The organism is Pseudarthrobacter lactosi (assembly GCF_055412785.1).
This window is the reverse complement of the sequence record NZ_JBVAYS010000002.1, coordinates 699368-711636: the sequence shown is the minus strand read 5'-3', so window position 1 is coordinate 711636 and position 12269 is coordinate 699368. Positions and strand designations below refer to the sequence as shown.

Sequence of the window (12269 nt, the reverse complement as noted above, 5' to 3'; positions counted from 1 at the left end):
AGCATAGGTTCGCCGGGCCCCGGCAGCGCCGGACTTCGCCGCCATTCGGCGGGACTTCCGGCGACGTACCCGATCCCGGGCGTCACGGGCGTGATCCCGGGGGTAAAGGTGGCGTAGCCTGAATTCATGAGTGTTCAGCTAGGCATGCCGCAACCCCGGGAAGATGCAGGGCCGGGCTTGCCGCCTGCCCGCCCTGCCGGCACGCCGTCGGGGCTGCTGGACCAATATGGCCGCCGGGCCACGGACATGAGGCTGTCGTTGACGGACAAGTGCAACCTGCGCTGTACCTATTGCATGCCGGCCGAGGGGCTTGAGTGGCTGTCGAAGCAGGCCGTGATGTCCGCCGAGGAGATCGTGCGGATTGTCCGGATCGGTGTGGACCTGCTCGGTGTCCGCGAACTACGGCTGACCGGCGGTGAGCCTCTGGTCCGGGCGGACCTGATGGACATCATTGCGGCCCTGCGCAGCAATCATCCGGAGCTGCCGATCTCCATGACCACCAACGGCGTGGGCCTGGACAAAAAGGCTGCCGCGCTTAAAGCTGCGGGCCTGACGCGCATCAATGTCTCCTTGGATTCGCTGCACGAAGAGACCTTCACCAAGCTGACCCGGCGCCCGTTCCTGGACCGCGTCCTGGCCGGCGTCGACGCCGCCTGGGCGGCCGGGCTGGGCCCCGTCAAGCTCAACGCCGTGCTGATGCGGGGCATCAACGACACCGAGTCGCCGTCCCTGCTCGCGTGGGCGCTGGACCGCGGCTACGAACTCCGCTTCATCGAGCAGATGCCCCTGGATGCAGACCACGGCTGGACGCGGCGGAACATGATCACGGCGGCGGAGATCCGCACCCTACTCTCGGGCGACTTTGTGTTGAGTCCCGATCCCCGGGCCCGCGACGGAGCGCCCGCAGAGCGCTTTGAAGTACGACGCCGGGTGGCCGGGTCCGCGGGGCCGGATGGTGCTGTGCTGGGAGCTGAGGGAGCGGCTCTGGAGGCTGTGGAAGCGGGGGCGGAAGCCGTGGAACCGGCACTCGAAGCCACGGGCCCGGTGTTGGGCACCGTGGGGATCATCGCGTCCGTCACCGAACCGTTCTGCGCCGACTGCCGCCGAACGCGGATCACCGCTGAGGGCAAGATCATGAGCTGCCTGTTCTCCCGTGAGGAGTTCGATCTTTTGGGTCTGCTGCGGGAGGGCGCCAGTGACGAGGCCCTGGCCGAACGCTGGCAGGACGCCATGTGGGTCAAACCAAAGGCCCACGGCATGGACCACACAGGTCTCGGCGCAGCGGACTTTGTCCAGCCGGACCGCAGCATGAGCGCCATCGGAGGCTGAATTCTTGAACGTACGTTACTTCGCTGCCGCGCGCGCCGCTGCGGGCGTGGACGACGAGTCCTTTGATCTCCCGTCCGGGACTACAGTGGCCGGCTTGCTGCAGGCAGTCCTGGCTGTGGACCGCGCCGAGCCACCGGCCGGCACTCCTCCCCTGCAACGGATCCTGTCCCGGAGCAGCTTCCTGCTCAACGAGGTGGCCGTCCGGGACCGCACGACTGTGTTAAATCCGGGCGATGTGGTTGACGTACTGCCGCCCTTCGCTGGCGGGTAGGGAGCCCTTCACCGGAGTGTAGGGCGCCGTTCGGACAGCGCGAACGGACAGTTGAGACCCTGGATCTGAGGCTTGATGTGTCCCCTCGTGCCGACTTGCAGGGCACCAAATCAACTCCACGCTCCGATAGGGCCGGGCACCAAGCGGCTCCAGCCTCCGATAGGGCCGGGCCCTTCACGTTTGTCCCTGCCATGGAGGCCAACGAGGCCGCAGGGTTATGCACATAGGCGTTCGGCCTGGCCGTTTTTGTCACACCCTGCTGGGATGATTTAGGTATGGATAGCAGAACGGGAGTGGTGACGGCGGAGGCCCTTTCGGTGTCTTTCGCTGAGCTTGCTGCAGGGCTCCGTGGCGGGTCCGATTCCCCCGGTCGCGGGGATGCTGATCCGCTGCGGCGGGCGGCGGATGGATTCCTGGACGGGCTGGCCGAGATCTCACGACTGGAGGCGAAAAGTGCCGCCCTGAAAGTCTGGCTGGCTGCCGGTTACAGCGCCGCTGCCGAGGCTCTCGCGGGCCCGGCTGAGTCCCCGCAGGACCACCGGGGCCAGGAGATGGCCGTGGTCGCCGAGGTCGCCTGCGCCATGACCGTCAGCGAACGCAGTGCCGGTGCCCTGCTCGGCGAAGCCCACTCCCTGACCACGGCCCTGCCGCTGACGTTCTCGGCGCTGCAGGCCGGGACGATTTCGTGGCAGCACGCGAGGATCATGGTCGACGAAACCACCAACCTGGACCCCGCCGGCGCCCAGGCGCTGGAGGCACATTTCCTGGACCCCGACGCGGTGAACGCGGCGAGGGGTGGTTTGGCCGGTGAACTCATCCCCGGGAGGTTCCGGCACAAAGCCCGGACCTGGCGGGAACGCCACCACCCGGTGAGCATCGAAAAACGCCACGCACGCGGTGTCCAGGATCGAAGGGTGGAGTACGCCCCGGACCGCGACGGCATGGCCTGGCTCTCCGCCTACCTCCCCGCCGACACCGCCGCCGGGATCTGGAACCGCACCACCACCGCAGCCCGCGCCCTCCAAGGACCGGACGAGGACAGGAACCTCACCCAGCTCCGCGCCGACACCATCGCCACCTGGCTGCTTGACCGGATCGGCGATGCGGCCGGGGACGTGGACGGGAATGACGGTGTCCCCTCGCCGCGGGCGCAAGTTCTCGTGACCGTGCCGGTGTTCGCGCTGATGGGCCTCACCGATGAACCGGCCATGCTCGACGGATACGGACCCATCCCACCCTCCATGGCCCGCCGACTCGTCGCCGACGGTGCCGAGTCGTTCCACCGCGTCCTGATCGACCCGCGCGAGGGGGCTGCGTTGGAGATCGGGCGGAGCAGCTACCGGGTCACCAAAGCCCAACGCCAATGGCTCAGACTGCGCGACGGCAAGTGCCCATTCCCAGGCTGCAGCAACCACTCCCTCGACAACGAAGCCGACCACCTCCTCGCCTGGGCCCACGGCGGCACCACCGGCATCTCAAACCTCGGCCAGCCCTGCCACAAACACCACAGACTCAGACACACCACAGCCTGGAAACCCACCACCGCCACCAAAAACGAACCACCCGGCTGGACATCACCCACCGGACGCCACTACACCAGCGAACACCCCGACTGGGAACCACCAACCTGGCCAGCAAACATCTCCATGCCCGGAGCCAGCACTGGTATCAGCACCGCTTCGGCATTGGACGTGCACCTGGAACGCGACTTCGACCCGGACCCGGACCTGAAACTCGACGTGGACCAGGACCAGGACACACTGCCACGGGCACATAGTTGAAGGCCGGTCCGGTTACTGGGCCGTTCCCATCGCCAAAGCCAACAGTGTCGCGCGGCTATGGACGCCGCATGTCTCGAAAATCTGCTTGAACTGATCTTGGACGGTGTAGGCCCCAATCCCCAAGGCGTCAGCCATGGCGTTGGTGTCAGCCCCGCTTGCTGCAAGTTCAAACAATTCCCGATGCCGTCTTGTCAGCCCGAAGCTCCGGGCGAACATATCAAGCCTCGCCTCTGGAGGGCAGGCCTGAATGGTGACGGCCAATGGCGGAATGGCCGCTGTGCCGGTGGAGTCCACCCGGCTGGCCTGGAGTAGAGCCCACTGGCCCGACTCGATGTGCACACGGGCGGACGCAGCATGACGATCCACGCCCGCCTCACACGCCAGCAACTGGGCAGCGACGTTGAGAACCTCGGCCGGTACGCGTTGAAACGGACGCGGGCCAGCCTGAAGCAGCCCCAGCCAATCCTCCACCGAAGCCGTTCCACCCACCACCGCCATATCCGCATCCAGAGTCAGCACAGCCTGCTGAGGCAACTCCTGCCTCAGGCTTCCGCCGCTGGCTGATACCCCCGCACGGATAGTCTCGTGTCCTACGGGGTCCCGTCCGCCGGGCAGCTCCACGAGAAACTGCCGGGCTATCGAACGACGCAGGGCGGGCGTGACCTCACGCGTCACGGCAGCGATGTATTCCACTTCGTCGGCAGTAAAGGGACCGTTCCGGGCCGTTCGCCAGAGGTCGATCCAACCCCAGCAGCCGTGCTTGTCCGCCAGGACCGCGAACAGGACATCAGTCACTCCGTAGCGCTTCATCAGGCCATTCCACACCAGGCTCCGTGATGGATTGCCGGCGGTTTCGCGCAGCAGCGTCGTCACTGGCAACGGACTCACCGCCAACTGCGTCCAGCGACCTGCCTGCGTCAGATACTTGAGCCGGATCAACAACGGCAGTTCGTCCGGGCACGGAATCCGGGCAATGGGCGAAATACCCGTCGCCGTGAGCGGATCTGAGAGCGGCCATACGAAGCCACTGAACGGCAGCACGCGGCCCAACTCAGCGAGCACAGCTATCCGTAATGAGTGGTGATCCGGGGCGGAATCGCCGATCAACCGGATCCGTTCAAGGCTCCGGTTCCAGGGCCTGCCAGGGGTCATTCCCCCAGTATGCGCTCTGCTGTCGACGCGGGCGCTTCCCGTCCCGGGCCCCAGATTTCTGGGATACCGGCGGCAGTGGCCAACAGTTACCGTGACGGTAGGTAACGCAGCGGAACCGTGCGGCTCTCCCAGCAGAGGAGCGAAAGGTGGGAGCGCGGAGGCAACAAGTGCCACCAACGAACGCGATCAACTAAGGAGAAACAGCAATGTACACACTGCAGATAGAACATGGCATCAAGGACTTTGGCATGTGGAAGGCGGCCTTCGACCGGGATCCGGTGGACCGCGCGGCGTCCGGAGTCGTCTGTCACCGAATTTCCCAGCCGGTGGATGACACCCACTACGTGGTGGTGGAACTCGATTTCAAGGAACGCGGCCAGGCCGAGCAATTGCTGGCGAACCTGAGAGATAGGGTGTGGAATTCCTCCTCCGCAGCGCCAGCCCTGAACAGCGCGCCGCGGACAAGGATCCTGGAATCAGCCGGCTGACTGCCAAACTTGCAGGGCCGCGAGGGCCCGTTCACGCAGAGGCAGGGGCCTCAACTGTCCTCTCGCGCCAACATGCGGGCCTGCCAAACTTGCAGGGCCTAAAGTGCCCGTTCGCGCCGAGGGCAGGTGGAACATGCGGCAGGATGGGGTCAGACGCGGCGGCACTCGGAGTTCATGAACGGGACAAAGTCTTGACCGTCGCCGAGGCGCAACTCGGCGGTGTGGATCAGCACGTTGTTGTCCACGCGGAAGGTATGGCGCGCAGTCCCCCGGTCACTGTGGCGCTCTACGCGCAGCACACCATCCACCCACGTGCACCGGGCCGGAGCTCCCGGCGGCAGGCCCATGCTGTCCACGTGGTACCAGAGGATGTCGTTGTGGTCACGGTCGACAGTAAAGACGCCGTGACCTTCAAAGTGCGTGCCATCGGCTTCGGTGTGCCTGTAGCTTTGCACCACGGCGTAGCCTCCGGCGGCCCTAGTGTAACTGACTTCCGCCGAGGCCGTACGCTTCGGCCCCCAGGCCGACGCGTCCAGCCGGGTGGTGCCGCGCCAATGCCCCAGGAAGTTCTCCAGTACGGCATGGACCGTGCCTGGCTGCGGAAGGATCATAAGTTCATTATGGCGTCCGCACGCCGGCCCGTCAGAGACCGAAGGTTTCGGTCTCCTCGAACGGGCCCACCACGGTGACGGTCCGCGGCGCGGCTGCCAGTTCCATGGCAAGGTCCTGGACCTCCTGAGCGGTGACCGCCTTGATCTGCCGCAGGGTCTCGTCGATGTCCTGGTACTCACCGGAGACCAGTTCAGCGCGGCCCAGGCGGGACATACGGGAACCCGTGTCCTCAAGTGCCAGCACAATTCCGCCGCACAGCTGGCCCACGGCCTTGCGCAGTTCGTCGTCGGAGATCCCGCCTTCGGCAAGCTTGTCAAGCTCCAGGCCCAGCAGGTCCAGCACTTGGCGGACCTTGGACGGAGTGCACCCTGCGTACATCCCGAAGTAGCCTGCATCCGCGTAAGAGGAGGCAAAGGAGTACGTGGAGTACACCAGGCCACGCTTTTCGCGGATCTCCTGGAACAGCCGCGAGGACATCCCGCCGCCCAGGACGGCGTTGAGGACACTCATAACGTAGCGGCGTTCATCGGTGGCCACAATCGTGGGGCAACCCATGATGATGTTGGCCTGCTCTACCGCACGCTTGACCACATGCAGCCCGGCAGTTCCGGTGATGTCGGCCCGCGTGGTGGAGCGGCGATCCACCGGGGCGGCGTCCGGCTGAAGTGACCACCCGGCAGTGTGGAGGGCGTCCACCACAAGGCGGCAGACGACGTCGTGCTCCAGGCCCCCGGCGGCGGTGATGACCAGCTCATCCGGGCGGTAGTAGCGGCGGTAGTGCTCCCAGACGGAGTCTCGCGCGACGGCGCGGATCGCGGCGGGAGTGCCGCCGATGGGGCGGCCCAGCGGGTGGGTGCCCAGAACGGCAGCCACAAAGTTTTCATGCGCAACGTCCGTGGGGTCGTCGCTGTCCATGGCGATTTCCTCCAGGATGACGTCGCGCTCCTGCTCCATCTCGGCCGGATCCAGGACGGCACCGGTGATCATGTCGGCAATGACGTCGATGGCCATGGGCAGGTCCGTGTCCAGCACGCGCGCGAAGTAGCACGTGCTCTCCTTGGCCGTGGCGGCGTTGGACTCCCCACCCACCTCATCAAAGGCCGAGGCGATTTCCAGGGCGGTGCGGCGCTTGGTTCCCTTGAACAGGAGGTGCTCCAGGAAGTGCGTGGAGCCGTGCTGGCCCGGGGCTTCATCGCGTGACCCGACGCCCACCCAGAAACCAATGGTCGCCGAACGCTGGCCCGGCATCGCTTCGGTGAGCACCCGCACGCCGCCCGGCAGCACTGAACGCCGGACAACGGAGCCGCCGTCGGAGCCGTGGACCAGGGTGTCGCCGGGCTGGTTCTGCTCAAGCGGCAGGGGTACAACAGTCATTGAAGCCTTTCAGGAGCGGCAGCCGGATCTGGCTGCCATCGTAACAGCGGCGGGGCCGGTGGATCATCCACCGGCCCCGCCGATTCATGCTGAGTGACGGAGGATGTTACTCCGCGTCAGTGGACTACTACGCTTCGGAAGCGCCCTCTGCGGCGGAAGCGTCAACGAGCTCGACGCCCTCTTCTTCAGCCACTACGGGGGACAGCGACAGCTTGCCACGGTCATCGATCTTGGTGATTTCCACCTGGATCTTCTGGCCGACGGAAACCACGTCATCAACGTTGTCCACGCGCTTGCCGTTGGCCAGCTTGCGCAGTTCGGAGATGTGCAGGAGGCCGTCCTTGCCCGGGGTCAGCGAAATGAAGGCACCGAAGGTGGTGGTCTTGACGACCGTACCCAGGTAGCGCTCGCCGATTTCCGGGATCTGCGGGTTGGCAATGGCGTTGATCGCGGAGCGTGCTGCGTCAGCAGACGGACCGTTCGTGGCGCCAATGTAGACCGTGCCGTCGTCCTCGATGGAGATGTCAGCGCCGGTGTCTTCCTGGATCTGGTTGATCATCTTGCCCTTGGGCCCAATGACCTCGCCGATCTTGTCTACCGGGATCTTGACCGCGATGACACGCGGCGCGAACTCGGAGAGCTCATCCGGGGTGTCGATCGCGGAGTTGAGGACGTCCAGGATGTGAAGACGGGCTTCGCGGGCCTGCTTCAGTGCTGCTGCCAGCACGGAAGCGGGGATGCCGTCGAGCTTCGTGTCCAGCTGGATGGCCGTCACGAATTCGGCGGTGCCGGCAACCTTGAAGTCCATGTCGCCGAAAGCATCTTCGGCGCCGAGGATATCGGTCAGGGCTGCGTAGCGGGTCTGGCCGTCAACCTGGTCGGAGACCAGGCCCATGGCGATACCGGCAACAGCTGCCTTCAGCGGCACACCTGCGTTGAGCAGGGACAGTGTCGAGGCGCAGACGGAACCCATCGACGTCGAACCGTTGGAGCTGAGAGCCTCAGACACCTGGCGGATCGCGTAGGGGAATTCCTCGCGGGAGGGCAGCACCGGCATGATGGCGCGCTCTGCGAGGGCACCGTGGCCGATTTCGCGGCGCTTGGGCGAACCCACGCGGCCGGTCTCACCGGTGGAGTACGGCGGGAAGTTGTAGTTGTGCATGTAGCGCTTGCGCGTGACCGGCGACAGCGAATCGATCTGCTGTTCCATCTTGAGCATGTTCAGCGTGGTGACGCCCATGATCTGGGTTTCGCCGCGCTCGAAGATTGCCGAGCCGTGCACGCGGGGCAGAACCTCAACCTCGGCGGTGAGCTGGCGGATGTCCGTCAGGCCACGGCCGTCGATGCGGATCTGGTCCTTGAGGATGCGCTGGCGCACAACCTGCTTGGTGACCGAGCGGAATGCTGCGGACAGCTCCTTGTCGCGGCCTTCGAACTGGCCGGCCAGGGAAGAAGTGACTTCGTCCTTGAGCGCATCCGTTGCAACGTCGCGTTCCTGCTTGTCAGCGATCTGGAAGACAGCGGCAAGCTTCTCAGCGGCAGCGGACTCAACAGCGGCGTAGACGTCATCCTGGTAGTCCAGGAAGACCGGGAACTCAACGGTGGGCTTGGCAGCGCGTGCAGCCAGGTCAGCCTGGGCTTCGCAGAGTGCCTTGATGAAAGGCTTGGCAGCCTCGAGGCCCTCGGAGACGACCTCTTCGGTGGGAGCGGTGGCGCCCTGTTCCTTGATGAGGTTCCAGGAGTTGTCGGTTGCTTCGGCTTCGACCATCATGATGGCGACGTCGTCGTTCTTGATGCGGCCGGCAACGACCATGTTGAAAACGGCGTTCTCGAGCTGGGAGTGCTTCGGGAACGCAACCCACTGCGAACCGTGCTCGTCGGCGATCAGAGCAACGCGGACGCCACCGATCGGGCCGGAGAACGGCAGGCCGGAGAGCTGGGTGGACATCGAGGAAGCGTTGATGGCTACCACGTCGTAGAGCTCGTCCGGGTTGATGGACAGTACGGTCACCACGATCTGGACCTCGTTGCGCAGGCCCTTAACGAAGGCCGGACGCAGCGGGCGGTCCATGAGGCGGCAGGCCAGGATGGCCTCGGTGGACGGGCGGCCTTCGCGGCGGAAGAACGAGCCCGGGATACGGCCGGCGGCGTACATGCGCTCTTCAACGTCAACCGTCAGCGGGAAGAAGTCGAAGCCTTCGCGCGGGTGCTTGCCTGCGGTGGTGGCGGACAGCAGCGCGGTGTCTTCGTCGATGTACACCATGGCTGCGCCGGCTGCCTGCTTGGCAAGGCGGCCGGTTTCAAAGCGGATTACACGCTTGCCAAAGCGGCCATTGTCAATGACTGCTTCTGAGAACTGGATTTCGGGACCCTCCAAGAGAGTCACCTCCGTTTCTTGTTTCACGGAGTCCAGCCGCATCAACCCAGTCCAGCATCTGTCTACTGGCCTGCACTGCACCCGGTCATCGATCGAGACCCACGGGCCGAGGGCCTCATTCTTCGAAGCCGTTCCCGGGGATCACTACCGAGGACCGCGAATGCGTGATGCGGTTGATCCTCCTGTTTAATTTTCGTCTGAAGAAGGCGGCCCCTTCCGTCACGGAAGGGGCCGCCCCTTAAAGCTGACTAGCGGCGCAGGCCGAGACGCTCGATGAGCGCACGGTAGCGGGTGATGTCAGTGTTCTTGAGGTAGGTGAGCATACGCTTGCGACGACCAACCATGGCCAGCAGACCGCGCTGGGTGTGGTAATCGTGCTTGTGTACCTTCATGTGCTCAGTCAGATCCTTGATCCGCTGAGTCAGGACTGCAACCTGGACCTCCGGCGAACCGGTGTCGCCCTCGGACGTTGCGAAATCCTGGATGATGGACTGCTTTACAGCGGCTTCAAGTGCCACAATAACTCCTAGAGATGTGCCGTGAGGCCCGAATCAGTACTTCACTGCCGGGTCTGCCCGCGCGGGAATTCCCCGGAAACCAGGGACTTTCCACACATGGCAGGAACCAGCCGCCACGGACTGCAGCCGGAACCAACCCTTAGTTTACCGGCCCCGCCGCAATCTTGTCGAAACAGCCCCGCCGTCGCCAAGCCCCGTCTTCAAAATGCCGTGCCCAAAAACCGTCGGCAAAGGCCGTGAGCAAAGGCGGCACTTAGCGGCGCAGCTGATCCCGAATGGCGGCCATCCCCCGGAACAGCTCAGCGAAGCTGGTGCTCAGGGGCGACAGCCCCACGCGGATCCCGTGCGGTGCGCGGAAGTCCGGGATGACGTCCCGCTCCCACAGTGCCGCCGTCACGTTTCGGAACGCCGGATGATCCAGGGTGATGTGGCTCCCGCGAAGCTCCGGATCGCGCGGCGATGCCAGCTCCACGCCCGCCGGCTCCAGCCATGCCTCAAACAGCTGCACGGCGTACGCGGTGAGTTTCAGGGACTTCTCCCGGATGGCAGCCATGCCGGTCTCTTCGATGAGGTCAAGGGTGCCGCGCATGGCCAGCATCCCGAAGATGGCCGGCGTGCCACTGAGGAAACTCCGGATGCCGGGCGCCGGCTCGTAGCCCGCCGCCATCTCGAACGCGTCCTTGCGTCCCATCCAGCCCCAGATGGGGTGCCGCAGTCCGGGCAGGTGCCGGCGATTGACGTAGGCGAACGCCGGCGAGCCCGGTCCGCCGTTGAGGTACTTGTAGGTGCAGCCCGCGGCAAAATCCACATCCGCCCCGTCCAGGTCCAGCTCCACCGAGCCGGCGGAATGACACAGATCCCAGACCACCAGTGCCCCCGCGCTGTGCGCAACTTCCGTGATGCCCGGAAGATCGGCCAGGAAGCCTGAGCGGTAGGCCACGTGGCTCAAGAGTACGACGGCGGTGGCCGGGCCGGTTGCGTCCCGCACCTGTTCGACGGTGACCCCGGACTCAGGATCGGCGTCGATCCACCGCAGGGTCAGGCCTTCCTCGCGGGCGATGCCCTCGACCAGGTAGCGGTCCGTGGGGAAATTGTCGGTGTCCAGGACAATCTCGGTGCGGGCCGGGTCAGCCACGGCGGCCAGCGCAGCACGGATCAGCTTGTAGAGCACCACCGTGGTGGAGTCGGCGATGACGGTCTGGCCCGGGGCTGCACCGAGGACAGCCCGGCCCAGTTGATCGCCGATGGCCTGAGGCAGGTCCAGCCATTCCTCGTCCCAGCCACGGATGAGCCGGCCGCCCCAGCCTTCCTCGATAAAGGTGCTGATGTCCTGTGGGGTCCGCTTCAGCGGGCGGCCCAGGGAATTGCCGTCGAGGTAGGAAAGGTCCGTGTCCGTCCCGATGAAGAGCCCGCGGTAGCGTGCCAGCGGGTCAGCGGCGTCCAGTCTGGCTGCCTGCTCAAGGAGGGTGGCGTCGTCGTGATTTTCCATTTTCGCGTCCATCGCATTGCTCATTGGCCGATCTCCGTCCGTACGGCAAACAATTCAGGGAAGAAGGTGAGCTCGAGGGCCTTCTGCAGGAAGGCAGCGCCGCTTGATCCCCCGGTTCCCGTTTTCATCCCGATGGTCCGCTGGACCGTGCGGAGGTGCCGGAATCGCCAGAGCTGGAAATTGTCTTCAAGGTCCACGAGTTCCTCGCAGGCCTCGTAGGCGCCCCAGTTATCGGCTGCGTTTTCGTAGATGTGCTTGAACAGCGGTACCAGTTCGGGGCAGAACTCGTGGGCGCGGGTGACGTCCCGCGCCAGGATGGACTGCGGCACGTCGAAACCCTGCCGTGCCAGGTAGGCCAGGAACTCGTCGTAGATGCTTGGCGCGTTCAGCAGTTCCTCCAGCATGGCGTGCGCTTCCGGATCCGATTCGAACACCGGCAGCATTTTGCGGTTCTTGTTGCCGAGGACAAACTCGACGGCCCGGTATTGGCTGGACTGGAAGCCGGACGAGTTGCCCAGGAAACCGCGGAACTGGGAGTATTCCGTGGGCGTCAGCGTGGCCAGGACGGACCACTGCTCCGTCAGGGTTTTCTGGATGTGCTTGACCCGGGCGATGCCCTTGAGTGCGGAGCCGAGATCGTCTGTGCGCAGCCATGCCGCGGCGCTGCGGAGCTCATGCAGGACCAGCTTCAGCCACAGCTCAGTGGTCTGGTGCTGGATGATGAACAGCATTTCGTCGTGGTGTTCGGGTGTGCTGACCGGCTGCTGTGCGCTGAGCAGAGTGGGCAGTTGGAGGTAGGAGGCGTAGCTCATCCGGGAACTGAAATCGCGGACTATGCCCTTGTCCAGTTTGCGGGTGTTCTTCTCGACGGCCACTGT

Annotated in this window: 11 protein-coding genes; 4 read left to right on the top strand and 7 right to left on the bottom strand. The window is 65.0% G+C overall.

All coding sequences use genetic code 11. The features are described from left to right. Positions 1-126: 126 nt before the first annotated feature. The 3 genes from moaA to ACZY0Q_RS13130 all read left to right on the top strand — a co-directional run bounded on the left by moaA (position 127) and on the right by ACZY0Q_RS13130 (position 3381). Positions 127-1329, top strand: coding sequence for a GTP 3',8-cyclase MoaA (gene moaA / locus ACZY0Q_RS13140; RefSeq protein ID WP_463917443.1), 1203 nt, complete (start codon positions 127-129; stop codon positions 1327-1329). 4 nt (positions 1330-1333) lie between these two features. Continuing rightward, complete coding sequence (locus ACZY0Q_RS13135; RefSeq protein ID WP_463917442.1) at positions 1334-1600, top strand: MoaD/ThiS family protein; 267 nt, start codon at positions 1334-1336, stop codon at positions 1598-1600. Between the two features lie 275 nt (positions 1601-1875). Further along, positions 1876-3381, top strand: a complete 1506-nt coding sequence (locus ACZY0Q_RS13130; RefSeq protein WP_463917440.1) for an HNH endonuclease signature motif containing protein — start codon at positions 1876-1878, stop codon at positions 3379-3381. Positions 3382-3393: 12 nt separating this feature from the next. On the opposite strand, the gene ACZY0Q_RS13125 is transcribed toward ACZY0Q_RS13130, so the two are convergent. After that, complete coding sequence (locus ACZY0Q_RS13125) at positions 3394-4488, bottom strand: helix-turn-helix transcriptional regulator (RefSeq protein WP_463917438.1); 1095 nt, start codon at positions 4486-4488, stop codon at positions 3394-3396. 251 nt (positions 4489-4739) lie between these two features. Between ACZY0Q_RS13125 and ACZY0Q_RS13120 the strand changes: the two genes are divergently transcribed. Then, complete coding sequence (locus ACZY0Q_RS13120; protein WP_463917437.1) at positions 4740-5021, top strand: hypothetical protein; 282 nt, start codon at positions 4740-4742, stop codon at positions 5019-5021. Between the two features lie 149 nt (positions 5022-5170). Here ACZY0Q_RS13120 and ACZY0Q_RS13115 read toward each other — a convergent pair whose 3' ends face one another. From ACZY0Q_RS13115 to kynA, 6 genes are all read right to left on the bottom strand, one after another. After that, positions 5171-5632, bottom strand: a complete 462-nt coding sequence (locus ACZY0Q_RS13115) for a DUF1579 family protein (protein ID WP_463917435.1) — start codon at positions 5630-5632, stop codon at positions 5171-5173. A gap of 31 nt (positions 5633-5663) precedes the next feature. Then, entirely contained in the window at positions 5664-7007 is a 1344-nt protein-coding gene (locus tag ACZY0Q_RS13110; RefSeq protein WP_463917433.1) for a M16 family metallopeptidase, read from the bottom strand. 127 nt (positions 7008-7134) lie between these two features. Beyond that, a complete protein-coding gene (locus ACZY0Q_RS13105; protein ID WP_463917579.1) occupies positions 7135-9384 on the bottom strand; it encodes a polyribonucleotide nucleotidyltransferase in 2250 nt (749 codons plus the stop codon). Between the two features lie 248 nt (positions 9385-9632). Continuing rightward, a complete protein-coding gene (gene rpsO / locus ACZY0Q_RS13100; protein WP_104063120.1) occupies positions 9633-9902 on the bottom strand; it encodes a 30S ribosomal protein S15 in 270 nt (89 codons plus the stop codon). Positions 9903-10155: 253 nt separating this feature from the next. After that, the gene (kynU, locus tag ACZY0Q_RS13095; RefSeq protein ID WP_463917577.1) at positions 10156-11403 is read right to left on the bottom strand and encodes a kynureninase; all 1248 of its coding nucleotides are present in this window, start codon (positions 11401-11403) and stop codon (positions 10156-10158) included. Positions 11404-11411: 8 nt separating this feature from the next. Next, positions 11412-12266 carry a tryptophan 2,3-dioxygenase gene (gene kynA / locus ACZY0Q_RS13090; RefSeq protein WP_463917432.1) on the bottom strand — a complete coding sequence of 285 codons (855 nt, stop codon included), beginning with the start codon at positions 12264-12266 and terminating at the stop codon, positions 11412-11414. Between the last annotated feature and the right edge of the window lie 3 nt (positions 12267-12269).